This window comes from Maribacter sp. 4G9, from assembly GCF_002742265.1.
Classification (GTDB): Bacteria; Bacteroidota; Bacteroidia; order Flavobacteriales; family Flavobacteriaceae; genus Maribacter.
In genome coordinates this window covers 1-25,118 of sequence record NZ_MDGL01000056.1, presented here as the reverse complement: position 1 = coordinate 25,118, position 25,118 = coordinate 1, and the positions used below count along the sequence as shown (strand labels likewise).

Genomic DNA, 25,118 nt, shown 5'->3' with positions numbered 1-25,118 from the left:
GGAAAGCTATGAATTTAACATTGAAAATTTGGCGTCAAAAAAACGCTAATGATAAAGGGAAAATGGTTGATTACAAAATCAACGACGTCTCTCCTGATATGTCCTTTTTGGAAATGCTGGATGTGTTAAACAGTGGGCTTATCCTAAAGGGAGAGGAACCCGTAGCTTTTGACCATGATTGTAGGGAAGGCATTTGTGGGTCATGTTCCTTGTACATTAACGGCGAGGCTCACGGACCTGATAGAGGTGTTACAACATGTCAATTGCATATGCGTAAGTTTAAGGATGGGGATACCATTTATATAGAACCGTTTAGGGCCACCGCATTTCCTGTAATAAAGGATTTGATCGTTGATAGAAGTGCCTTTGACCGTATTCAGAACGCTGGCGGATTTATATCGGTTAATACCTCTGGAAATACGATAGACGCCAACGCGATTCCTATAAACAAACACGATGCGGACGATGCCTTTAGTGCCGCCACATGTATAGGGTGTGGTGCCTGTGTGGCCAGTTGCAAAAATTCTTCGGCCATGTTATTCGTAGGTGCCAAGGTTTCCCAATACGCCCTCTTACCGCAAGGTAGGGTGGAAGCCGTTGATCGTGTAAAGAATATGGTCGCACAAATGGACCTGGAAGGCTTTGGAAACTGCACCAATACGGGTGCATGCGAGGTAGAATGTCCAAAAGGAATTTCCTTGGAGAATATTGCGCGCATGAACAGGGAATACCTTTTTGCCAATATCAAGGACTAGTTACCACATCATAAAATTTATTTAAATCCCATTTCGAATGAAATGGGATTTTTTACTTTTAAGGGATGCCCAAAAAATATTCAGAAGAACGTATTAAAGTCCCAAGATTTAATGAGGAATCTGGTTTCTATACTACGCCTCAACGGTCAAAGATCATGAGCAAAATACGTGGCAAGAACACCATACCTGAAATGGCTTTTAGAAAGGCTTTGTATGCCGCAGGATATAGATATCGGGTTGATTATAAAAAATTGATAGGAAAGCCTGATATCGCCCTCAACAAATACAAAACGGTCATCTTTATCGATGGAGAATACTGGCACGGCAAAAACTGGAAAGAACGGAAACCCAAAATTAAGACCAACCGTGCGTTTTGGATTGCCAAAATTGAACGGAACATGCAGCGCGATGAAGAAGTTAACAGAGAGCTAGAGCGTTTGGGATATTCTATTTTCAGATTCTGGGAAACCGAAGTAAAAAAGGAACTGGAAAAATGCCTTCAGTTGGTTCTGAAACATTTGGACAAGATGGAAAATCAGGATAACAACAAGTTGCATTAAGATAAGCTTAACCTTTAAAAACCCTTATTTAATAAGGTCTTAACGCATGTTTAGGTTTACTTCCCCTATATTAAGAGTGAAAAAAAGTTTAACCTAAAAATTAGAATATAATGAAGAGGATTGCAATTTTAGCAACACATGGATTTGAAGAAAGTGAATTAAAATCCCCAAAGGAAGCCATGGAAAATGAAGGCTTTCAAGTAGATATCATAAGCCCTGAAAACGGTAAAATAAAAAGTTGGTCCCATGGTAATTGGTCCAATAGCTATGATGTGGATAAAAATCTTTCGGATGTAAAAGCGGAAGATTATAATGCCTTAATGTTACCTGGTGGTGTAATCAACCCAGATACTTTGAGAAGGAACGAAGATGCACTGGTTTTTGTTAGGGATTTCTTTAGCATGAAAAAGCCGGTGGCAGCTATTTGCCATGCCCCACAGATTTTAATAAGTGCCGATGTGGTAAAAGGAAGAACCCTTACATCCTTTAGCTCCATCAAAGATGACCTTATCAATGCTGGGGCCAAATGGGAAGACAAGGAAGTTGTTGTAGATGATGGTTTTGTGACCAGTAGAAATCCTAACGACCTACCAGCCTTTAACTCCAAGTTAATTGAGGAAATCAAGGAAGGGAAACATAAGGAGCAACATGCTTAATTTTTTAGTTTAGTTGTTTAGAAAGGCCCGGGTTTCGACTCGGGCTTTTTTAGTTTATTTTTATAACTATGAACAAGGAAAAAAAAATTATATCCAAATTGCCCGATGTAAAAACCACCATTTTTACCACCGTAGGGAATTTGGCCCGAAAACATAACGCTATTGACCTGTCCCAAGGGTTTCCAAATTTTGAAGCGGATGCCAAACTAATTTCCTTGGTAAACCAAGCTATGGAACAGGGTCATAACCAATATGCCCCAATGCAGGGCTATTATGGCTTAAGAGAAATTATTTCAGAAAAAATTCAAACACTCCATGGTCATCAATATCATCCAAAAACTGAAATAACAATTACCGTAGGGGCTACCCAGGCCATTTACACGGTCATAACGGCATTTGTACATCCAAGAGATGAGGTAATCGTACTAAAACCTGCTTATGATTGTTATGAGCCCGCCATTCAGGTCAACGGGGGAATACCTATTTTTCTACAATTAGATGTCCCAGATTATAAAATTGATTGGAAAGCCTTCAAAGCCAAAATCACCAAAAAAACCAAAATGGTGATTATCAATACGCCTCATAATCCTAGTGGGAAAATACTTTCCGAAGACGATATGCTGCGGTTACAGGAAATTCTCAAGGACACAAATATTTTGGTGTTAAGTGACGAAGTCTACGAACATATTGTTTTTGATGGAAAGGAGCATCAAAGCGTTTCAAGATTTCCAGATTTAGCAGAACGAAGTTTTGTCTGTGCATCCTTTGGCAAAACCTTCCACGTTACAGGTTGGAAAATAGGTTATTGTGCCGCTTCTAAAGCCCTAATGGAAGAGTTTAGAAACGTGCACCAATTTGCCGTTTTCTGTGTGGACCATCCAGTACAGCGGGCTTTGACAGAATACTTAAAAACTCCCGAACGTTATCTTGGACTCAATGATTTTTATCAGGGGAAACGAGACCTATTTCTTAAGGGCCTTGCCAATAGTAAATTTAAGTTCATCCCCTCGCAAGGCACCTATTTCCAGCTATTGGACTACACACAACTCACCCAGGAAACCGATGAGGAATTTGCAAAAAAACTGATTCTGGAACACAAGTTGGCCAGTATTCCAATTTCTTCCTTCAATGTAAATAATAGGGACGATAAAGTACTTCGGTTTTGTTTTGCAAAAACAGAAGATACCTTATCCAAGGCTTTGGAAATTCTAAATGGTCTTTAATTCAGCACCGCGTTTACTTTGGCCATAAATTCGCCGATTTTATTCGGTTCCAACCAACGTGTGATTACCACCATGTCATTTTCTTTATCAATAACAATAAAATTGCCTCCAAAACCGGCCGCATAATAGATGTTCTCCGATAATCCGTCCCAATGTCTATTTCCCTTTTTGTTCAACCACCACATATATCCATAATTGACATTTGGAGTAGACGGTGCAATGGCCTGCTTAATCCAATCCTCACTTATGAGTTGTTCATTATTCCATTTCCCATCATTTAGAAATAGCAGTCCAAAGCGGGCCATGTCCTCTGTATTGATAAATAGACCTGCACCGGAATGACCTCCACCCGTTACGGACTTCATATTGATACCATCGATTTCCGTCCATGCATGGTCATATCCATACCACCTCCAAGTAGTACTTGCGCCAATACGGTCCATAATGTTTTCCTTTAATACCTGTGGCAACGGTTTTCTCCAAAGATGGGTTAAGGCATAGGCCAACACATTGACACGTACGTCATTGTACTCCATAAACGTACCGGGCTCCTTGGGTCTTTCAAATTTCCAATCATCTATGCCGCCTTCACTGGGCGGACGATCCGCCCAATCCTTACCGCCCCATATTTCTCCAGACCATGCAGAATTTTGTTGTAGCAAATGTTCCCAGGTAATTTTGGAATTATGTTCCCCATCAAAAGTACCGTCCCAGATATAATCCGAAGCTTTATCCTTGGTTGATTCTATCAAACCACGGTCCACCGCGATACCTGCGGTAGTACTCAGAAAACTTTTGGTGACACTAAACGTCATATCCACACGTTTTACATCTCCCCATTGGGCCACGATGTACCCATTTTTTAGTATCATGCCCGCAGGTCCGCCCCGTTTTTTGGTAGGACCTAGGATTTTATGGAAGGGTTCCCTTTCAAATCCCTTCAAGATGGCAATTCTAAGGTCCCTTGAACCGGAGTATTCGTTCGCTTGTGCGAAATCCACCGCAGCCTGAAGTTTATCCGTATTGATTTTATATTCTTGTGGCCTTTTTTGTTCCCAAGCGGCATTGGGTTCAGGAAAATAGTATTCCTGGGCACTCAATGCACAGGAAAACAAAAAGAAAAAAAAGATGTTCACATAACTTTTCATACTCATAGTTTTATCTGTTTATAACATCATATCGCATTAACCAATCGGTTTGCTTGTCATTTCCAATATAGTAGGGATGTGTCCCAAATTTATAGAATCCATGACGCTCATAAAAGGCTATGGCGCGCGGGTTTTTCTCCCAAACACCCAACCATAGAAAAGATTTTCCAATATTACCAGCCCTATCCTTTATCCAATCCAAAAGTCGCTTTCCCAATTGCTTTCCCTGAAAGGCCTTGCATACATAGATTCGTTCCAATTCCATGGAGTCCTTCTGTTTTATATCTGTTTGGGCAGCCTCTGTATTCAATTTAAAGTAAGCGGCCAAATTGCCTTCATAGTACACAAAATAAAAATTCATATGTGGGTTTTCCAGTTCCCGGCATAATTGCTCTTTAGAAAATGCCTTATCCAGATACGAGTTGAAATCGGCTGGATTGTTTAGATTGCGAAACGCATCGGAAAAAGTGGTTCTGGATATGGACATCAATTCCTCCACATCGCAAGGTTTGCACGGCACAAATTCAAGTTTTGGGATGTTCGACATCGTTAGTCCGTCAACGTTTCCTCAAAGAGTTTAAAAATGCGCTTGTACTCATCCGTCCAACTGCTCGGTTCCACAAATCCATGACGTTCAACGGGATACACCGCCATTTCCCAATTCTCCTTACCCAACTCGATTAAGCGCTGAGATAATCGGACCATATCCTGAAAATGGACATTATCGTCTACCATGCCATGTAAAATGAGCAACTTCCCTTCCAGACCTTCGGCAAAATATATAGGAGAACTACGTTTATAAGCCAAACTGTCCTGCACAGGCGTATTTAGAATATGCGCTGTATACCTGTGGTTATAGGCCGCCCAATCCCCCACGGAACGAATGGCGGCACCCGCACTAAAGGTTTCGGGAGCATTGAACATACCCATCAGAGTGATGAACCCTCCGTAAGAGCCCCCATACATGCCGATTTTATCTTGGTCCACTCCGTAATTCTCCACCAGAAATTTGGCACCATCTACCTGATCTGAAAGGTCCTTACCGCCCATATGACGGTAGATTCCCGTACGCCAGTCCCTGCCGTAACCAGCACTTCCGCGGTAATCAATATCCAATACGGTATAACCATTATCCACCAATAGATTGTGAAACATATATTCCCTGTAATAGGAGCTCCACCACTTATGTGCATTTTGTAAATACCCCGCGCCATGCACAAAGATTATGGCTGCATTATTTTTTACATTCGCATCTGGGATGTAGAGCCTCGCATGAACATTGGCCCCATCAGCTGCCGGAAATGTAATGATTTCAGGGTCTTTCCATGAGTATGCATTAAAGGCTTCCGTATTGGATTCGGTGATTTTCACGGAGTCGCCGCTTTTTCCATACACTGGATTTTTCTGTACATAAAGTTCCGTGGGCTTGTTTGAATACGAATAAAGGATGGCCATTTGTTTTTCATCTGGCGAAAGCGTTACGTCGTTTCTTCCTTCCCACTGGGTCAATTGTTGCATTTTGCCTCCCTTTAACGGCATCGTATAAAATTGACGGTCCCCTGGTTGATCTTTGTTCGCCGTAAAATACCAGCGTTTCTTATCCTTGGAAATATAGGGGTCGTAAATCTCAAAATCGCCGGAGGTCAAAGCCTTTTTGCTTTTTCCATCCATATCCATAGTATACAGATGGGCGTAGCCCGTTTTTTCGGATTTGTACCATATACTTTTTCCATCGGGCATCCAACCAAGGTCACCACCATTGAACCAACCCGTAATGCCAGGCCCCGCAATCCACGCATCATCATGTTGACGGTCCAGTTGGGTTATAGTTCCGGTTGCGGCATCCAACAGCACCAGCCATCTATCTTTATAATTGCTGGCCTGAAGGTCCAAAATGGCCTTTTCTCCATCGGGATGCCATGTGGGATTACCTATTCTACCAATGGGATTTTTGTTTTCATAGGTTTTATCGGGATAATCCTTCATAAATTCCGGAACGTCGTTTAGTCCTGCCAAGCTATCTAGTTCAACCGGATAGTTTGTACGCCTTTTTGTGTCGTACACGAACATTTCGTAAGAAGGAAGTTCGTCGCCCACCTTTGTTCGGGTAGTTTGCTCTTCAGTATACCCCGATTCCGTTACAAAATGGGGAACCATGGTGTTTTTGTTTTTTGGGGTATCCATCAACACATAGGTCAAATAGCGCCCGTTTGGCGAAACCGTTTGGTTGATGACCTGTTTATTCCCGGTCGCTATGGGCAGGGGTTCAAGGGCGTCCAATTTCTTGGAGATTCGCTCACCCAACTCCCTTTTTTCCTTTCTTTCCCGTAATACGCCAAAAAGTTCCAATTGATCTTCGTACAGCCATTCATCCTTAGTGCTCCTTTTTGGGTCTTCTTCCAGCTTCTCTACAAAGTCGGTAAGCTGTTCCAAGACCCCGCTTTCCATATCCCAAGAATAAACATTCGATTTTTTTATAAAGGCCACTTTTTTGCCATTATCCATAAAATGGGGGTTGGATTCCCTCTCCTTGGTTTTTGTAATGGGCAACATATTGGCAGTTAAACGATCTAAAAGAAAAATGTCCCCATTCTTGGCGTATACCGATTTATTTAGGGCGGGGTGGTCTACTTTTCGAGTTGCCGGAAGCTTCTGGGACTCCAAAAAATCGATTTTTCCAATTCTTCCGGAATTTAGGTTGTAGCCGTATAGGGAATCGCTATAGGCCATTTCCGGATTCCAATCGAAATAGATGGTGGATTGGTCCATCGACCAAAAGACATTGGAAGGCCTATGCCCAATAAAGTCATCGCCCTTCATTATATCTTCAATCTTTAATTTGGAAGTATTGGATTCTTGCGCGGCTAGATCAACAAAAAGAACCAGAAAAAAAGTACAAAAGGAAAAAAAGTACTTTGTCATAAAAATTGGATTTAGATCTGAAAATAATAATAACAAGATATAGCTATAAAAATAGGGATTATTACAGGGCATACGGTAGCTTTTTACCTTAAAAAAGAAGATGTCCCCTCTAAAGCCAAAGTCATATCCATATTATTAAGAAAACCATAGTAACGCCTTCGTACATGAAATGGAAGGATGCTATTTCAAACAAGGCAAAAAAAAAGAGCAACCTGGGGGAGTTGCTCTTTTTTTCTTTTGCTACGACTTAAAGCATAAACAGCTTTTTCGTCAATCGTACAAAACCACTCAAAAAATCGTTATGGTATACTTGCACTTTTTCTTCTCTGGGAATGTAATTCTGGGTATCCATTTTAGGTTAAGTTTTGTTTTTACTTTGGGTTATTCACATCAGTGAAGTAAAGATAGGTCCAAAGACAAGTTAAAACCGAATTATTGTTGTGAAGATGTCCTAGAATGTTGTGAATAAAACAAGGTACCCTAATTCACCGATGAACTGCATTCCATCATGCTTTAATCGACCTTCATTTCCGGAATTTCCCCAGACACAATCAGCGTGCCTTCTGTAGCCTGCTTTATTTCTTCTACGGATATCCCGGGTGCGCGCTCCAACAAGATAAAGCCCTCAGGTCCCACCTCCAATACCGCTAGGTTCGTCACGATTTTTTTTACACACTTTACTCCCGTTAGCGGTAGGGTGCATTTCTTTAATAATTTTGATTCCCCGTCCCTATTGGTATGCATCATGGCCACGATAATATCCTCTGCAGATGATACCAAATCCATGGCACCACCCATGCCTTTGACCATCTTCCCAGGAATTTTCCAATTGGCGATATCACCGTTTTCCGCAACTTCCATAGCGCCCAAAATGGTAAGGTCCACATGTTTTCCCCGGATCATAGAAAAGCTGGTTGCCGAATCAAAAAAAGAGGCCCCAGGCAATGTGGTTATGGTCTGTTTGCCCGCATTTATAATATCGGCATCTTCCTCGCCTTCAAAAGGAAAGGGACCCATTCCCAATACACCATTTTCGCTTTGAAACTCCACGCTAATATCGTCCCGAACAAAGTTTGCCACCAATGTAGGTATACCGATACCTAGGTTAACGTAATATCCATCCTTAACTTCCTGAGCTATACGCTTTGCTATTCCGTTTTTATCAAGCATCTTTTAACCTCTTTTTCTTACGGTTCGTTGTTCAATTCGTTTTTCGTATCCCTTTCCCTGAAATATTCGTTGTACAAAAATTCCGGGAACATGGATTTGATTGGGGTCCAGAGATCCGGCAGGTAACAATTCCTCCACCTCAGCCACGGTTATTTTGGCCGCTCCACACATACATGGGTTAAAATTCCGTGCCGTTCCCTTAAAAATAAGGTTTCCGGCCTCATCGCCCTTCCACGCCTTCACAAATGAATAATCTGCCTTAAAAACTTCCTCAAGCACATACATTTTACCATTGAACTCCCTGGTTTCCTTCCCTTTGGCCACCTCGGTTCCATATCCTGCGGGGGTAAAAAATGCTGGAACCCCCCCTTGGGCCGCCCTACATTTTTCTGCCAAGGTGCCTTGGGGTGTCAGTTCCACTTCCAATTCCCCACTGAGCATTTGCCGTTCAAACTCATCATTTTCACCCACATAGGACGAAATCATTTTTTTTATCTGCCGTTTTTGAAGCAAAAGCCCTAAACCAAAATCATCCACCCCAGCGTTATTGGAAATACAGGTAATGTCCTTTATGCCCAATCGCACCAACTCTTCTATGGCCTTTTCAGGGATTCCGCATAAGCCAAATCCTCCAAGCATAAAGGTCATTCCATCCTTTACCCCGGCAAGGGCTTCTTTCACATCTGATACCGTTTTTCTAATCATAACAAACTTTCAATGTCATAGTACTAAAATAAGGCATTTAAATCGAAAAAAATAAAAAAGCCCCGGTCATCCCCGAAGCTTTAAAAAAATTTTAATGCCAGTTATTTTATTTAAAAATCCAGATCGTCCAAGTCGTCCTCGATTTGTAAGTCCTGTTGTTGGTCCTCTACAAATTGTGTACAGTCCGTAACTATTGTCATATCTTCCGGTTTTTCAAAATCCCCTTTAGATACGCCTAGCTCCTCGTTCCCGTAATTCTTTTTCATATATAATCCCCAAATGGGCAGTGCCATAGAGGCTCCTTGTCCATATAGAATGTTCTTAAAATGAATGGATCGTTCTTCGCCACCTACCCAAACCCCCGTGACCAAATTAGGCACCATGCCCATAAACCAACCATCACTATTGTTTTGGGTAGTTCCGGTTTTACCAGCAATGGGATTGGTCAATTCATAAGGATAGCCCGTAATAATTTCCTTATAAACCGTATTGTTTTTATTGTAGTTATGTCTTAATCTAGTACCTGACCCCCCTTGGGTCACACCTTTCATTAAATCGATCATGGCATAGGACACTTCCTTGCTCAAGACATCTTTTGTTTCAGGAACATATTCGTATAGTACTGTTCCGTTTTTATCCTCTATCCGGGTCACCATAACCGGTTTTACATAAACCCCTTGATTGGCGAAAGCACCATAAGCCCCTACCATATCATAAATATTGGCATCCAAAGTACCCAACGCTATAGAGGGTACCTCGGGAACATCTCCGGACATACCCAAATTTTTGGCAATGGCAACTACGGATTTAGGACCTACCTTGTCAATCAATTGTGCTGTTACCGTATTGACCGAATTGGCCAAGGCATTCTTTAGAGTCATTTCCCTCCCTGTATACTTTAAGTCTGAATTCCTAGGGCACCATGCCTCCATATTTCCATGTTTGCCTGCTTCAATGCAATATTGTGTGTCCGGCAACTTTTCACAAGGGGAAAGTCGCAACTGGTCAATGGCCGCTGCATAGACAAAAGGTTTAAATGTAGAACCTACCTGTCTTGCTCCCTGAATAACATTGTCATATTGAAAATGCTTGTAGTTGATTCCACCAACCCAGGCCTTTACATGGCCCGTCTGGGGTTCCATGGACATCATGGCGGCGCGTAAAAAGGTCTTGTAATACCGAATGGAATCCATTGGGGTCATAATTGTATCCTTCTCACGGGTATCGCTTTTCCAATCAAAGACCGTCATTTCGGTTTTTTTGGAAAAGGAGTTCCGTATCTCCCCTTCTGATTTCCCAGCGGCTTTCATTTCCCTCCAACGATCCGAATTTTTCATGGCCCTTTCTATAATGCCTTCCGTTTCTTCTGGAGTTAGGTCCAAGAAGGGAGTTGTTGGGTTACGTTCCGGTGTATTTTGATTAAAAAACTCCGCCTGCAAATTTGCCATATGTTCGTATACCGCTTCTTCCGCATTTGCCTGCATTTTAGAATCTATAGTGGTATATATTTTTAAGCCGTCCAAATAGATGTTCCACTTGTCACGCTCTCCAGGTAAGGCAGGTTTAGGATTTTTATCGATCCAATCCTTCATGAAACGCTGCAAATACATCCTAAAATATGTGGCCAGCCCCTCCCTATGGTTCTCTGGATTAAAGTTGATATCCATTTTCAAATCCTGTAGGGAATCCTTTTCCTGCTCAGTAATATAATCGTATTTGGCCATTTGTGCCAAAACCACGTCTCTTCTGGTTTTCACCATTTCCTCCCTGCGCAAAGGATTGAAGAGGGAGGAGTTTTTGAACATTCCAACCAACATGGCGGATTCCTCTATTTTCAAATCCTTGGGCTCCTTGCCAAAATAAATCCGGGCCGCAGAGCGAATACCATCCGCATTGTTTCCAAAATCATAAATATTGAAATACATACTGATGATTTCTTCCTTGGTATAACTACGCTCCAACCTTGTGGCAAGAACCCACTCTTTGATTTTTTGCTGTAAGGTTTCCAGCTTATTTCTAGATCTTACGCCCACAAATAATTGCCGTGCCAATTGCTGACTGATGGTACTGGCGCCACCCCTTGTGCCCAAAAAGAAAAAGGCCCGTACCGTTCCCCTAAAGTCGATTCCGGAGTGGTCCTGAAAACGGGCATCCTCCGTGGCGACCAAAGCGTTTACCAAATTCTCCGGTAAATCCTCATATTTTACATCGGTACGGTTATCGTCCAAATAAAATTTTCCCAATAGTTCCCCATCGGAGGAAATGATTTGGGAAGCTAGATTGGTTTGTGGATTTTCTAAATATTCGTACGGCGGAAGTTCTCCAAAAAAACCCCATGACGCCGACAGAAAAATCAACGCAATGAAGGCAATGCCTGATGCAAACAAAATCCAAAACCATTTGATGTATTTGGAAAAGCCAGGATTGCTTTTCTTTTTTACCGCTTTTGCCATGAGCCTAGGGATTACTTTTTGTTATTTCAATACCTACATCGGTAATACCTTCCAATGAAATCACTCCTTGAACAGTACCGTTTTTTCGCATCGCATGCGAAACTTCTAAGGTATATACGCCCGAAACGGGAAAAACGATGTTTTCCTTATACCATAATTTGTTTTCCTTTAAACTACCGGTGCCCTTTCCCAACCAAGTTCCATCCGGCAAGGCCATAGTATATTCCAAAGTATCCTGTATTACTTCCCCCTCTGGGGTACTAAGGGATGTTATCAAAAACAAGTTGCTGTAGGGGAAAGTATCGTCATTGCGCACATTAATGAACATATTGTATTCCTGTACCGTATCCATTTTTGTGAAGCTGAACTCAATAATATCGTCCTTGTTCCAAACAGCCCCCTTTAAGCTCTTATATTCAGAGGTGACCCCAGTTGTATTACACGAGGCGAGAAGGAATATTGCTAACATCAAAAAAAGATAGCTACGCATTTTTATTGCTCCTATTTCGTTTTCTGTTATTATTCGTATTATTCTTTTTCCTATTGCGGTTTCTATTGCCCTTGGATTTCTTCTTTGGCCTATCAAACCTAGTAAGGCTATCTTGCCCAACCACGTTTTCAAAAACTACTTTGTCCTCTGTAATATTGTCCACTGCATAAATTTCCAAACTTGGAACCTTCTCTTTTTTCTTGTTCTTCTCCAAGATTTCGTTCACCTGATCCTTGGATAGTACATGCCAATTGGCAGGTTCTTCTTTATATGAGAACCAAAGCAATTCCTTGAAAATATCCGTTTTTTGGCAAAAGGCAAGTCCTTTTTCCGTATTAAGTTTGGTGTCTTGGGGCGGAAAATCCTTTAGGGCGTCCAGATATACATCCAATTCGTAATTGAGACAACATTTCAGTTTTCCACATTGCCCTGCCAATTTTTGGGGATTTAATGAAAGTTGCTGATAGCGGGCCGCGGAAGTACTTACGGACCTAAAATCGGTCAGCCAGGTAGAACAACACAATTCCCTGCCGCAGGAGCCAATACCCCCTAGGCGCTGAGCCTCCTGTCTGTAGCCGATCTGCCGCATTTCTATACGTATGCCAAAAGCTTTGGCCATATCCTTTATAAGCTGTCTAAAATCTACCCGGTCCTCTGCTGTGTAGTAAAATGTAGCCTTGGAACCATCGCCCTGGAATTCCACATCGGAAATCTTCATTTGCAAATTCAAGATAATGGCGATTTCCCGAGATCTTTTTTTAATTTCCTCTTCCCTGTCCCTACATTTTTGCCAGATATCAATATCTTTTTGAGTGGCCTTTCTGTAAACTTTTGGAAGTTCCTCCTTTGCCGGATCTATTTTCTTGCGCTTCATCTGAACGCGTACGAGTTCCCCGGTGAGCGTAACCATACCAATGTCATGGCCGGACTGCGCCTGGGTAGCCACGATATCCCCAATGGAAAGGGAAAGGCTTTCGGTATTATTAAAAAATTCCTTTCTACTGTTCTTAAAGCGCACCTCAACATATTCAAATGGTCGCTCGCCATTAGGAAGCGACATATTTGAAAGCCAGTCAAAAACAGTTAATTTATTGCAACCATCTGTACCGCAAGTACCGTTATTCTTGCATCCCTTTGGTTGTCCATCCTTACCGGTAGAACAACTACTACAACCCATATTTTATATATTGATTTGGTTAAATCCTATGGGACCCACCAAACTAGGTTCATAAAAAATCTTCTTGTAAAGATAATCAAAATCTGAGCGAAAAAAAGTGCTCTTTTTTTGCATCATGGTTGGAATTCACAATCAAGAGTAAATCTATTGAGGTTACCTTTTGAACTTTAGTACTTCCGATCTGCCCTTTTTAAAAATTTTATTGCTCACTACTATGCCTTTTCTTAGTGCCTTTTGTTCCTCATAGGGCAAGGCGTGGATTTCCATACAATGATCAGAACAGCAATCGTTCATTTTTTCGGCACACTTTTTACATTGTATGAACAATAGGTGACAGGCCTCATTGGCGCAATTTACATGGTCATCACAGGGTTCCCCACATTGATGGCATTGGGAAATGATATCACTGCTAATTCGTTCGCCCCTTCTATGGTCGAAAACAAAATTCTTGCCCAAAAACTTATTCTCCAACCTTTGCTGCTCAACTTGCCTTGCATATTCTATTATACCTCCTTCAAGTTGATAGACTTGCTTAAACCCCTTATGCTTGTAATAAGCACTGGCCTTTTCACAACGGATACCCCCCGTACAGTACATGACCAACTTCTTGTCCTCTTTATGGTCCTGAAGGTCTTTTTCTATAATATCCAAAGAATCCCTGAATGTATCCACATCTGGGGTAATGGCATTCTTAAAATGGCCTATTTCACTTTCGTAGTGGTTTCTCATATCCACCAACACCGTATCCGGGTCCTCGATCAATTCGTTGAATTTCTGGGCATTTACATGAACCCCTTTGTTGGTGACGTCAAAAGTGGCATCGTTAAGGCCATCGGCCAAAATTTTATCCCGAACCTTGACCTTCAATTTCAGAAAGGACATATTATCCTGTTCTATGGCAATGTTCAATCGTACATTTTCCAAAAAGGTAATACTATCCAGAAAATCCTTAAACCTCTGAAAGTTCTCCGCAGGAACTGATAATTGGGCATTGATTCCCTCGTGGGCCACATAAATACGACCTAAAACATCTAGCTCGTTCCAATGAATGAACAAATGATTTCTAAAAATACCGGGATTGCCAATGTGTGCATATTTATAGAAAGAAATGGTCAAGCGATCTTGACCGGCCTCTTCAATGAGGGCAGCTCTTTCCTTTGCACTTAAGGTATTGTACAGTTGCATGCTATACTAATATTTTAAGTTTACAAATTTTGAGCGGCAAAGATATAAAATCCAGTAGGAACGGCTATGAATTGCCCGTAACAAAAAAGTCCCGATTTAAATCGGGACTTTTGTTTGGCCATTCCTGCTTTTCCTCTTCACAGCATTTGTTGAGTTAGTTTATTAGGAAATGACCTTTAATACCTGTAACACTAAAAACTGCTTACAAAACTATGTTTTGCTCTCACGCTTTTCAACTAGATAGAAAATATCCAAAATGGTTGCGTAATAAATGTGGATATTCTTTTTTCCGAAAAGAAACACTAATTTAGCATTCCTAAAAAATACATAATGAGTTCCGAAAAAGAAGCCAAATTAAAAGCCCTAAAACTAACCCTGGATAAGCTGGACAAGACCTATGGAAAAGGTGCCGTAATGAAGATGGGGGACAGTGTTGTTGAAGATGTAGAGGTAATTCCTTCTGGATCCCTAGGACTTGATATAGCCTTAGGCGTTGGCGGTTACCCAAGAGGTAGGGTCATTGAAATATATGGACCGGAATCCTCTGGTAAGACCACGCTCACATTACATGCAATTGCGGAGGCACAAAAAAAAGGGGGGATAGCGGCTTTCATTGATGCGGAACATGCATTTGACCGTTTTTATGCCCAAAAATTGGGTGTCGACATTGATAACTTGATAATTTCCCAACCGGACAACGGGGAGCAGGCCTTGGAAATAACGGATAACTTGATTCGTTCCGGGGCAATTGACATTGTGATCATCGATTCTGTTGCCGCACTGACTCCAAAGAGTGAAATCGAAGGTGAAATGGGTGATTCCAAAATGGGACTTCACGCAAGGTTAATGTCTCAAGCACTTAGAAAACTAACAAGCTCCATAAGCAAAACGCACTGTACCGTTATATTTATAAATCAATTACGCGAAAAGATCGGTGTGATGTTCGGTAACCCAGAAACCACTACGGGCGGTAACGCACTAAAATTTTATGCCTCCGTTCGATTGGATATTAGACGTTCTACCCAAATCAAAGATACAGATGGTAACATCCAAGGTAACAAGACCCGAGTAAAAGTGGTCAAAAACAAGGTTGCACCTCCATTTAGAACTACCGAGTTCGACATTATGTACGGAGAAGGCATTTCCAAAGTTGGAGAAATCATTGACCTTGGGGTAGAGTACGAAATCATAAAGAAAAGCGGTTCCTGGTTCAGTTATGGAGATACCAAACTAGGTCAAGGAAGGGACGCCGTCAAAACCCTTTTATTGGACAATCCTGAATTATTGGATGAATTGGACGGTAAAATACGAGATGCCCTTAACGCCGTTAACAATTAAACTTCTTAAAACTAGGTCCTTTATAAGTACTTAAAGGATTTTATATTTTGATTTTTCACTCTAGCGGACAAGGCTGAGGTACTATCATTTAAAAATATTCCTCTCCACTAAAAATCAAGGGGAAAACGCAACCTTTAGGATAGATTTTCATCTTTCTTGTAAAAGAAATTGTAACGATGATGAAAAAATATACCCTAGTGGTCGCGGTGTTCGCATTGCTATTAGGTAGTTGTTCCCTAAATGATGACGAACCCAACTTCAATTTTAAGGCATTACGTATAGAGAGTGCGGAATTACCGGAATCCTTCAATTTGAATGAAACGTACCAAATAAACGTAACCTATTCCTTGCCCGATGGATGCACACAATATGAAGGATTTGATGTGACCAAAGAAGACATGACTATAAGAAATGTGGTTGCTATAGGTGTTGCAATGACAGATTTGGTATCTTGTACCCAGGCGATAACCCAAGAAGAGGCTTCCTTTAACTTCATTGTAAAATATGACCAACCCTATACCTTTAGATTCTATCAAGGGGATAATAGTGCTGGTGAGCCAGAGTTTTTTGAGGTTGTTGTTCCTGTAAACTAGATGTAAAAAATATAACCAACATATTTGTTGCTGGAAGAACTGGTACATAGATGTAAAAAAGGCGAGCGTAAGGCCCAAGAGCTATTGTATAAACAGTATGCGGGCGTACTCTATGGTATTTGTTTGAAATATTCCAGGAACAAGACAGAAGCTGAGGATAACCTACATGATAGTTTTATGACCATTTTTGAAAAAATAGGCCAATACAAGTCAACAGGTTCCTTTGAAGGATGGATAAAGCGTATTACCGTAAACACGGTATTGCAGAAATATAGGCGAGAGGAATATTTAAGCGTGGTCAACGAGAACATTCCCGAAGAAGTGACCTTGGAATCCAATTTCGCAGATATAGGGCTTCAATCCTTATTGGGATATATACAGGAATTGCCAAATAAATACAGGACAACATTCAACCTTTATGTCCTAGACGGTTACAGCCATAAGGAAATCAGTCAGATGCTGGGAACTTCGGTAGGAACGTCCAAATCCAATTTGGCAAGGGCAAAAATGTTACTTAAGGAAAAAATTGAGAGTAAACTATCACAATCAATCATTGGTTTGGTGATTATAATTGGAAATTGTTTTTGATTCCGTTGGGAATCCGTAGAAATATGAGTTTTGAATAATGAGCAAGAAGCATTTAGATGAATTTTTTCAAGAAAAATTCAAAGGTTTTGAAGAGACACCTGATGATAAGGTATGGGTTGCCATAGCATCATCATTGGACAGAAAAAAGAAAAAAAGAATTTTGCCTCTATGGTGGCAACTTGCCGGAGTAGCTGCAGTACTGGTCTTTGGCCTTCTACTGTTAAATCCTTTTGACACTGGTAATTCCCCAAATGTCAATAGCGTTACGGATACGGAGCAAAAACAAAGTGATGACACGTTGTTAAAAGAGACCATACGTGCCAAAGATGCTGTTTCAAGTGCGCCCAAGGATGTAAATCCTGCAGAAATTGATACCAATACCAACTCCCAACCGGAAGGATTCATTGTGGAAACGGACAAGTCTCGCAGCACACCTGCTACCAATGGTGGAATTCGCAATGCTACTAAAAATGAAGCCACGAATATTTCAAACCAAGCCAAAGTTGCCGGCACTGAACCGGGTAATAAAATAAACAAATCGGAAAACTTATTTTCAGGGCAAGCAATTACCCATAGAAACAGGCAGGAATCCCAATTTTCTGCTTCAGGGAACAAAACAACCGGTGAACCAAAAGAAAAGGAACAAGTGGCCGAGCCTTCCATGGATAATCCTATGGTAAAACCGAATGCCGAGACAATCGCTTTCAACGAAGAAAAAGAAAATATCCAAAGTACGGTCTCCGAAGGTAAAAAATCCTTGTACGACGAGATTCAGGACCAGGAAGAAGAAGAAAATGCTGCTTCCAAAACTTCGGGGAATAAATGGTCTGCAGGGCCAAGTATTGCACCGGTATATTTTGATGCTTTGGGAACGGGTTCTCCTGTTAGCCCCATGTTTAGTGCCAACACCAAATCCGGTAATGTCAATATGAGTTATGGGCTCTCCGTAGCCTATGAGATCAGCCCAAGGCTATCCGTACGGTCCGGGGTTCACAAGGTAGATTATGGGTATGATACCAATGATGTGTACTTTACCTCCTCCATATCGGCCTTGAGCCAAAATCGCATTTCCAATATCAATTACGCACAAACTGCGGAAAATTTGGTGGTATCCTCCAGTAATGCCGCATTGAACTTGGACAGTAAATCATTTGATATATCGGCAAGAACGGCCAACAGGTCTGGGGTCATGGCCCAACAATTGGGATACTTGGAAGTTCCTGTGGAGTTAAGTTATGCCCTGGTCAATACTAAATTTGGGGTACATGTGATTGGTGGTGTGAGTTCACTGTTCCTTGTGGAGAACCAAGTAGATCTGACTTCCGGTAGCCTGACCACCCAGATAGGGGAAGCCAACAATGTCAACGACTTGAACTTCAGCGCCAACTTTGGAATAGGACTGGGGTATCAATTTTCACAAAGATTGAAATTGAACGTGGAGCCGGTGTTCAAGTATCAGCTAAACACTTTTTCCAACGTGGATGGTACCTTTAACCCGTATACCTTGGGGGTGTATAGTGGAATTAGTTTTAAGTTTTAATGGTAATTTATCCCCTCGTGGACACAAGGTCCTTGTAGATAATATCCCGTACCTCCTCACGTAGGGTGCCCTTGTCCTCTTCAGATAAAATCCCAGTTTCAAAAAACGCGTGTACCCGTGCCCTCACGATACCTGGTCCCCCACTGAAAAATGTAAATGAAAAGCGTTTTTTATTATCATAGAAGGTAATGGGTACTAAAGGTATTTTATGGGCAATGGCCATTTTAAAGGCGCCATCCTTAAAGGTGTCCAATACAATGCTTTCGTCATCGGGCACGCCGCCTTCCGGAAAAATACAAATGCTTAGACCTTGGTTCAATCTTCTTTGGGCCCTTCTATATACACCCGTTCTACTTTGGGTACTATCCCTGTCCACCATAATGCACACTCGTTTATAAAAAAACCCAAAGACCGGAATTTTTACCAATTCCTTTTTACCTACGAATACAAACGGATTTTTACTCACATATAGCATCAACATGATATCCAACATACTGGTATGGTTGGCGACGAGCATATAGCTTTTCCCCAGCTTCAGTTCTTGGTCATAGGTAACTTTTGGAAAGCATCCCATGCCATATAAAATGGTTTTTGCCCATAGGTTTCTAGCCATCCAAAAGAATTTTGGATACCACTCCTCCTTAGAGGCGAACAAAAGCAAAAACGGAAAAAACAAAAAGATGGGGACGGCCACAAGTACGTAGAACCAAATTCGGTATAGCGTTTGACCTATTCGTACCAGTACTATCATGCATCAAAAATAGGGATTCTAGCCTTGTATTTTCCTATTTGTTTTACCTTTGCCCACTTATAGATATTAAAAAATGGCAAGAATTTTAACAGGTATCCAAAGTACTGGAACCCCACATTTAGGAAATATCCTTGGGGCCATTATACCGGCCATAGAAATGGCAAGTGACCCAAAGAACGAATCGTTCTTGTTTATTGCAGATATGCATTCCCTCACCCAAATAAAGGATGCAGAGGTTCTACGGGCAAATACCTATGCCATAGCATCGGCTTGGTTGGCCTGTGGCCTTGATTTTAACAAAACCGTTTTTTACCGTCAAAGCGATGTTCCCCAAGTAACGGAACTTGCTTGGTACCTTAGCTGTTTTTTTCCTTATCAGCGACTTACACTTGCCCATTCTTTTAAAGATAAAGCCGATCGCCTGGAAGACGTAAACGCCGGACTATTTACCTATCCCATGCTTATGGCGGCGGATATCCTATTGTACGATGCCCACATTGTTCCCGTAGGAAAGGATCAACTCCAGCATATTGAAATGACAAGGGACGTTGCCCATCGTTTTCATGCCCAACTTGGGGAAACCTTTGTGATTCCCGATGGAAAAGTACAGGAAGAGACCATGTACGTTCCGGGAACCGATGGTGCCAAAATGAGTAAAAGCCGGGGGAATCTTATCAATTTGTTTCAGCCCGATAAAAAACTGCGCAAACAGATAATGGGCATACAAACCGATAGTACCCCCATGGAAGAACCCAAGGACCCAACTAGGGATAATGTGTTCGCTTTGTATAAAATAATGGCCTCCAAGTCACAAATTGAAGAGATGACCGCCAACTATTTGGGCGGCAATTATGGATATGGGCATGCCAAACAAGCCTTGTACGAACTTCTTCTGAGCAAGTTCGAAGAACCTCGGCAAAAATTCGAGTACTATATGAACCATTTGGAAGAAGTGGATGAAGCATTGGCCCTAGGGGCCGAAAAGGCGAAAAAAGTCGCAAATGGCGTGCTGGGCAGAGTACGTGAAAAGTTGGGGTATTGAGCATCCCCCAACCCCTCCAAAGGAGGGGAATTTGTTCCTTCCTTTTTTGTAATTGACCCTCCTGAATTTTCAAAAGGTAAAAGCTCCCTAAAAAATCAAACCGACTGTATGGTCGGTTTTTTGATAGTCAAAAAATTTAGTTTAAAAGAAGGAAACGATTTCAATATGCATTTCATCGATGAACTACTGAAATCTAAAAGAATTTTTAATTCTGCCTAAGAAACCAAACCAATCGGTCTGTAAAAATCCTACACCGCTTCGAACAATTTACCCGGCAAAGGCCTAATGACCCCTTTCATTTCCATGGACAACAGGGTTGCAGACGTTTTAAAAATGGGCAATTGGCAGTCTAACGCTATACTGTCTAACAGTTGTTTGCCCTCTTGTTGCAGATAGCTGTAAATTTTTTGCTCTATTTCGTCCAAATCAACGAACAATTGTTTTTGCACGGATTTGGTAGGGGATTCCTCAAGGTCCCAATTCAATAGATAGATCAAATCCGCTGCCGAGGTCAACATGTGCGCCTTTTGCTGCTTGATCAGATTGTTGCATCCCACGCTGTATTTATCGGTACTACGCCCGGGCAGGGCAAAAACGTCTCGGTTATAACTGTTGGCAATATCGGCAGTGACCAGACTTCCCCCTTTTTCGGCAGATTCTACCACTACGGTCGCTTCGCTCATGCCTGCTATAATCCGATTGCGTCTCAGGAAATTTTCCCGTTCCGGATTGCTCGTACTCCAGAATTCCGTAAGAAATCCGCCATTGTTCAAAACATCGGCTTGATATTTCTTATGTACCTTGGGATAGATCTGGTTCAGGCCATGTGCCAAACACCCAATGGTCTGTAATCCCTGATTGATGGCTTCCCGCTGTATGCATATATCCACGCCATAGGCAAATCCACTAACTATAACAGGGTTTAGCGGAACCAAATCGGCAATAAACCGTTCACAAAAGGCGGTACCGTAACTGGTAATGTTACGGGTACCCACTACGCTTATGATTTTTCTTCCCTGTAGGTCCATATTTCCCCTTTTAAAAAGGAGAATTGGACTATCGATACAATTCCGTAAATATTTGGGATATTCAGATTCCTCGAAATAGCAATACGCAATTTGGTTGTCCAAAATATATTGGTATTCCTTCTCCGCCGCCATAACGTGCTCTGAGTCGTTCAAATGTTTTAAGGTGTATGATCCAATACCATCGATCTTTAGCAATTGATTCATTTTATTCCTAAAGACTTCCTGAGGACTCCCGCAATGGGAAATCAATCTTTTGGCGATAACATCGCCCACATTAGGAATGTTTTGCAATCGTAATATTGCAATCAACTCATCCGCAGTATGTTGTATAAAGCCCATTTTTTTGCGATAGGAATTACAAATATAATGTTAATAAAAAGTTATGCCACCCATTTTGTGAACCCCTATTTTTTTTGATATTTGCCAACAATGGTAGTAGAACACTATATAAGCGAATTACTGTATCGATATAATTGTGTGGTCGTGCCCAACTTTGGTGCATTTCTTACACAGCGGACTTCCGCACGTATAAACGATATAACCAATACCTTTTTTGCTCCCACAAAATCCATTTCGTTCAACGAACAGTTGGTATCCAATGACGGTTTGTTGGTTTCCTATATCGCTGAGGCGGAGAAAGCCTCTTTTGAGGAGATACTTTCTAGAATCGAAACCTTGACCAAGCAATGGAAAGAAAGATTGAACGCCGGCGAAAAGCTCAGTCTCAAGAATATTGGCCTACTTTGGAACAATGCTGAAAACAAGGTCCAATTTCAACCCTATTATGAGGTAAATTATCTAACCTCCTCCTTTGGGCTTTCGTCCTTTAAGTCGATTCCTGTTACTAGGGAAGTACTTAAAGAGGAAGTCGAGGCCTTGGAAGAAAAAATCCCGTTTATCATTAGCCCGGAAAAAAGGGAACAGGCCAACTTTAGGCCTTATCTCAAATATGCTGCAATTATTTTGTTGGCCATTTCCGCAGGGTTTACAGGGTATCAGGTATTTAACAACGGGCTGCAATCGCAGCAGGTGGTTCGTGAAGATGTAAAAAAGGAGGTTGACAGACAGATTCAGGAGGCTACTTTTTTTAACACGAAACCTTTGGAACTCCCCACAGTGAATGTGGATGCGGTTTCCACGTCCAAAGCCAAAATCAATAATACAGCCAAACACCATATTGTAGCCGGAGCCTTTCGCGTAAAGGCCAATGCCGACAGGAAAATCGAATCCTTGCAAAATAAGGGTTATAAGGCGGCCTATTACGGCACCAATGCCTACGGACTTCATATGGTTACCTATGACCGATTTGTAGACCCCAAGGAAGCCCTATCCGAATTAAGGAAGATTAAACGTACCGAGTCCAAGGACGCCTGGCTTCTTTCCGAAAAATAACCGGACACTTTTCCCTTTTAAAAAATACAAGGCTCGTATCTTTGCCGAAAATTTTCGTCTATGACACCCAAAACGCCTTCAGAATCGAGAACGACCATGACGGACATGGTATTGCCCAGTGAGACCAACGCGCTTCAAAACCTTTTTGGGGGCGAGCTCCTCGCCAGAATGGACCGCGCAGCAAGCATCGCTGCAGGTAGACATAGCAGACGAATTACCGTAACGGCATCTGTTAACCATGTGGCTTTTAATCTTGCCGTACCCCTGGGAAGTGTGGTTACCGTGGAAGCGGCAGTTTCCAGAGCTTATACGACCTCTATGGAAGTCTATATAGATGTATGGATAGAAGATCGCTACAATGGGAAAAGGACCAAGGCCAACGAGGCCATTTATACTTTTGTTGCCGTGGACGAGACCGGTAAGCCTACCGAAGTGCCCCCCTTACAACCGGAAACCGACTTGGAAAAGCAACGTTTTGCAGGTGCCCTGCGCAGAAAGCAATTGAGTTTGGTCTTGGCGGGTAAAATGAAGCCCAACGATGCCACAGAGCTTAAGGCGCTGTTTATGGAAAGTTAGATTAAAGTATTTCTCTATAGCGTTTAGCCCAATGCCAGTAGCTTTTTCAATTTTACTTTAATACTATTCAATTCTTGATGTATGGGCCATTCCATTGAAGTTTTAAATTGAAAAAGTCCTTGGCATATCTCGGAAAATTTGCGATACTTCAATATGGTAAGGTATCCTTAAATAAAAGAGAGAGATGCTAATCGATTGGCTTGATAACCTCCCCTCCTTTCATTACGAACCGTACATGTTGTAGCTCGGTAATGTCTTCTATTGGATTATTTTTAGTGGCTATAATATCTGCAAACTTTCCAGCTTCAATAGTGCCAATACTATCATCCAACTTCAATAGTTTGGCATTTACTTTGGTACCTGCCTGTATAGATTCCATAGGTGTCATTCCAAAATTTACAAATTCAAGAAATTCGTTTGCCGCAAAACTACCGGGAAAACCAACATTGTCCGATCCAATTCCCAATTTTACGCCCTTTTTATGTGCCTGTCCTAAAACCTTCATTCTTGCCTCCCTAAATTCCTTTTGAGATCGGTCAGTCTTTGTTAGCGCTACGTTTCCTGGGTCCTTTAATCTTAAATAAGTGCCAACGGTCAATGTAGGAATAAGATAGGTATCATACTCCAAAAATAAGTCAATGGTTTCATCATCTAAAAAAGTACCGTGCTCAATGGATCTCGCGCCAAATTTGATTGCTTTAACAATTCCTTCCTTGGCATGGGCATGCATCATAACAGGAATACCTCTTTGATCAGCTTCTTCTATCGCTGTTATTAATTCCTCGTCACTAAAATGTACGTTCTTTGGGTTATCTCCTGTCGACATGAATGCCCCAGTAACCAAGAGTTTAATCCAATCACTCCCATTTTTTATCTCTTGTCTGATTGCTTTTCGCATTTCGTCCTTTCCGTCTACTATCAAACCGTCCGGGATAACGGTCTGTTCACTGGATAAGTAATTAATATCCCCTCCCCCACCGGTTACGGAGATATAATGGCCGGCTCCAACGATTCTAGGCCCCTTGAACAGGCCTGCGTTTATAGCATCCCGAATTTCAAAATGTGCATATTTTGTGTCGGCATCTCCAGCTATCCTAATGGTCGTCCAACCGGCGTTTAGCCATTCCTGAACCGTCTTTAGCCCCCTAAGTGCATTAAATGCGGAGGAGCCTTTAAGGTGATTGGTTTGGTATTCGCTTCCGTATATCAAGGGGTGCGTATGGGCATCTATCATGCCAGGTAATACAGTATACTCACTTAAATCGATAATAGTATACTCTGGCTTAAGTAATTCCTTGGTGCCAACCTCAAGAATTCGTTCTCCTGATACAATTATAACGGCATCACTTTTAACCTGTCCATCATTAGCTGTGATAAGGTTTCCGCATATTAAGGCTGTCCTATCCTGTGCCGAAAGAAGGGCAAAAAAATAAAAAAAAACAATAAAAGAAAATCTTGAACCTTTCATATTTTAAGTATAGTAGTATAAAATTGAAAGGTACATTTTATATCATAATACCGGAAATAGATAAAATATACATAATACTCCAATAGGGAAATGTGGTTGAAAGATTAAAGTCCTATATGTTTTCCTTGTCAGGAAATATTTGGAACCTCTAATAAAAACAGATAAAACTTTGTTCTGTAAGCTTCCCTTAAAACCGAACTGTTTAAAAGTAGAATAATAACCTTAATTTTAAGCAGTATTATGAGGAAGAGCAAATTTTCACCAACACAGATCGCAAGTATCTTAAAGGAGTTCGACAACGGAAAGTCCGTTGCCGAGATAACCCGTGACCATGGGGTCAGTTCCGCCGCGTTCTACA

Annotated in this window: 24 protein-coding genes; 12 read left to right on the top strand and 12 right to left on the bottom strand. The window is 41.6% G+C overall.

Annotated features, from left to right (window positions below; translation table 11 throughout):
* Positions 1 to 8: 8 nt before the first annotated feature.
* The 4 genes from BFP75_RS08000 to BFP75_RS07985 all read left to right on the top strand — a co-directional run bounded on the left by BFP75_RS08000 (position 9) and on the right by BFP75_RS07985 (position 3,194).
* Positions 9 to 755 carry a succinate dehydrogenase/fumarate reductase iron-sulfur subunit gene (locus BFP75_RS08000; protein WP_099544724.1) on the top strand — a complete coding sequence of 249 codons (747 nt, stop codon included), beginning with the start codon at positions 9 to 11 and terminating at the stop codon, positions 753 to 755.
* Between the two features lie 65 nt (positions 756 to 820).
* Positions 821 to 1,315, top strand: coding sequence for a very short patch repair endonuclease (locus tag BFP75_RS07995; RefSeq protein ID WP_099544723.1), 495 nt, complete (start codon positions 821 to 823; stop codon positions 1,313 to 1,315).
* Between the two features lie 110 nt (positions 1,316 to 1,425).
* Entirely contained in the window at positions 1,426 to 1,971 is a 546-nt protein-coding gene (locus BFP75_RS07990) for a type 1 glutamine amidotransferase domain-containing protein (protein WP_099544722.1), read from the top strand.
* 68 nt (positions 1,972 to 2,039) lie between these two features.
* Positions 2,040 to 3,194 carry a methionine aminotransferase gene (locus tag BFP75_RS07985; RefSeq protein WP_099544721.1) on the top strand — a complete coding sequence of 385 codons (1,155 nt, stop codon included), beginning with the start codon at positions 2,040 to 2,042 and terminating at the stop codon, positions 3,192 to 3,194.
* Here the strand turns inward: BFP75_RS07985 and BFP75_RS07980 are convergent.
* The 9 genes from BFP75_RS07980 to BFP75_RS07940 form a co-directional block, all read right to left on the bottom strand.
* Complete coding sequence (locus BFP75_RS07980) at positions 3,191 to 4,342, bottom strand: serine hydrolase domain-containing protein (protein WP_099544720.1); 1,152 nt, start codon at positions 4,340 to 4,342, stop codon at positions 3,191 to 3,193. The genes BFP75_RS07985 and BFP75_RS07980 overlap by 4 nt on opposite strands.
* A gap of 10 nt (positions 4,343 to 4,352) precedes the next feature.
* On the bottom strand, positions 4,353 to 4,862 hold the full coding sequence (locus tag BFP75_RS07975; RefSeq protein WP_240531731.1) for a GNAT family N-acetyltransferase: 510 nt from the start codon (positions 4,860 to 4,862) through the stop codon (positions 4,353 to 4,355).
* Positions 4,863 to 4,891: 29 nt separating this feature from the next.
* Positions 4,892 to 7,264 (bottom strand): prolyl oligopeptidase family serine peptidase, encoded by a 2,373-nt coding sequence (locus tag BFP75_RS07970; RefSeq protein ID WP_099544735.1) that lies wholly within the window; start codon positions 7,262 to 7,264, stop codon positions 4,892 to 4,894.
* Positions 7,265 to 7,777: 513 nt separating this feature from the next.
* Entirely contained in the window at positions 7,778 to 8,434 is a 657-nt protein-coding gene (locus tag BFP75_RS07965) for a CoA transferase subunit B (RefSeq protein ID WP_099544718.1), read from the bottom strand.
* A gap of 3 nt (positions 8,435 to 8,437) precedes the next feature.
* Positions 8,438 to 9,139 carry a CoA transferase subunit A gene (locus BFP75_RS07960; RefSeq protein WP_099544717.1) on the bottom strand — a complete coding sequence of 234 codons (702 nt, stop codon included), beginning with the start codon at positions 9,137 to 9,139 and terminating at the stop codon, positions 8,438 to 8,440.
* Positions 9,140 to 9,249: 110 nt separating this feature from the next.
* Complete coding sequence (locus BFP75_RS07955; RefSeq protein WP_099544716.1) at positions 9,250 to 11,592, bottom strand: penicillin-binding protein 1A; 2,343 nt, start codon at positions 11,590 to 11,592, stop codon at positions 9,250 to 9,252.
* Positions 11,593 to 11,596: 4 nt separating this feature from the next.
* Positions 11,597 to 12,061 carry a gliding motility lipoprotein GldH gene (locus BFP75_RS07950; RefSeq protein ID WP_240531730.1) on the bottom strand — a complete coding sequence of 155 codons (465 nt, stop codon included), beginning with the start codon at positions 12,059 to 12,061 and terminating at the stop codon, positions 11,597 to 11,599.
* A 13-nt stretch (positions 12,062 to 12,074) separates the two neighbouring features.
* Positions 12,075 to 13,259, bottom strand: a complete 1,185-nt coding sequence (locus BFP75_RS07945; protein ID WP_099544714.1) for a stage 0 sporulation family protein — start codon at positions 13,257 to 13,259, stop codon at positions 12,075 to 12,077.
* A gap of 153 nt (positions 13,260 to 13,412) precedes the next feature.
* Entirely contained in the window at positions 13,413 to 14,444 is a 1,032-nt protein-coding gene (locus tag BFP75_RS07940) for a rhodanese-related sulfurtransferase (protein WP_099544713.1), read from the bottom strand.
* 330 nt (positions 14,445 to 14,774) lie between these two features.
* Between BFP75_RS07940 and recA the strand changes: the two genes are divergently transcribed.
* From recA to BFP75_RS07920, 4 genes are all read left to right on the top strand, one after another.
* The gene (gene recA, locus BFP75_RS07935; RefSeq protein ID WP_099544712.1) at positions 14,775 to 15,782 is read left to right on the top strand and encodes a recombinase RecA; all 1,008 of its coding nucleotides are present in this window, start codon (positions 14,775 to 14,777) and stop codon (positions 15,780 to 15,782) included.
* A 176-nt stretch (positions 15,783 to 15,958) separates the two neighbouring features.
* Positions 15,959 to 16,375, top strand: a complete 417-nt coding sequence (locus BFP75_RS07930) for a hypothetical protein (protein WP_240531729.1) — start codon at positions 15,959 to 15,961, stop codon at positions 16,373 to 16,375.
* 24 nt (positions 16,376 to 16,399) lie between these two features.
* Entirely contained in the window at positions 16,400 to 16,963 is a 564-nt protein-coding gene (locus BFP75_RS07925) for an RNA polymerase sigma factor (RefSeq protein ID WP_099544710.1), read from the top strand.
* A 37-nt stretch (positions 16,964 to 17,000) separates the two neighbouring features.
* A complete protein-coding gene (locus BFP75_RS07920) occupies positions 17,001 to 18,503 on the top strand; it encodes an outer membrane beta-barrel protein (protein ID WP_099544709.1) in 1,503 nt (500 codons plus the stop codon).
* Positions 18,504 to 18,510: 7 nt separating this feature from the next.
* On the opposite strand, the gene BFP75_RS07915 is transcribed toward BFP75_RS07920, so the two are convergent.
* A complete protein-coding gene (locus tag BFP75_RS07915) occupies positions 18,511 to 19,254 on the bottom strand; it encodes a lysophospholipid acyltransferase family protein (protein WP_099544708.1) in 744 nt (247 codons plus the stop codon).
* A 73-nt stretch (positions 19,255 to 19,327) separates the two neighbouring features.
* Between BFP75_RS07915 and trpS the strand changes: the two genes are divergently transcribed.
* Positions 19,328 to 20,296 (top strand): tryptophan--tRNA ligase, encoded by a 969-nt coding sequence (gene trpS, locus BFP75_RS07910; protein WP_099544707.1) that lies wholly within the window; start codon positions 19,328 to 19,330, stop codon positions 20,294 to 20,296.
* Between the two features lie 248 nt (positions 20,297 to 20,544).
* On the opposite strand, the gene dprA is transcribed toward trpS, so the two are convergent.
* Positions 20,545 to 21,663, bottom strand: a complete 1,119-nt coding sequence (gene dprA, locus BFP75_RS07905) for a DNA-processing protein DprA (RefSeq protein ID WP_099544706.1) — start codon at positions 21,661 to 21,663, stop codon at positions 20,545 to 20,547.
* Between the two features lie 90 nt (positions 21,664 to 21,753).
* Here dprA and BFP75_RS07900 point away from each other — a divergent pair, with 90 nt between their 5' ends.
* Positions 21,754 to 22,716: an SPOR domain-containing protein gene (locus BFP75_RS07900; RefSeq protein ID WP_099544705.1), complete on the top strand. Its 963-nt coding sequence runs from the start codon at positions 21,754 to 21,756 to the stop codon at positions 22,714 to 22,716.
* Positions 22,717 to 22,776: 60 nt separating this feature from the next.
* Positions 22,777 to 23,292: an acyl-CoA thioesterase gene (locus tag BFP75_RS07895; RefSeq protein ID WP_099544704.1), complete on the top strand. Its 516-nt coding sequence runs from the start codon at positions 22,777 to 22,779 to the stop codon at positions 23,290 to 23,292.
* A 187-nt stretch (positions 23,293 to 23,479) separates the two neighbouring features.
* On the opposite strand, the gene BFP75_RS07890 is transcribed toward BFP75_RS07895, so the two are convergent.
* Positions 23,480 to 24,760, bottom strand: a complete 1,281-nt coding sequence (locus BFP75_RS07890) for a metal-dependent hydrolase family protein (protein ID WP_099544703.1) — start codon at positions 24,758 to 24,760, stop codon at positions 23,480 to 23,482.
* Positions 24,761 to 25,000: 240 nt separating this feature from the next.
* On the opposite strand from BFP75_RS07890, the gene BFP75_RS07885 reads away from it, so the two are divergent.
* The coding region (locus BFP75_RS07885) for a transposase (RefSeq protein ID WP_165776561.1) at positions 25,001 to 25,118 on the top strand (118 nt) is incomplete at its 3' end.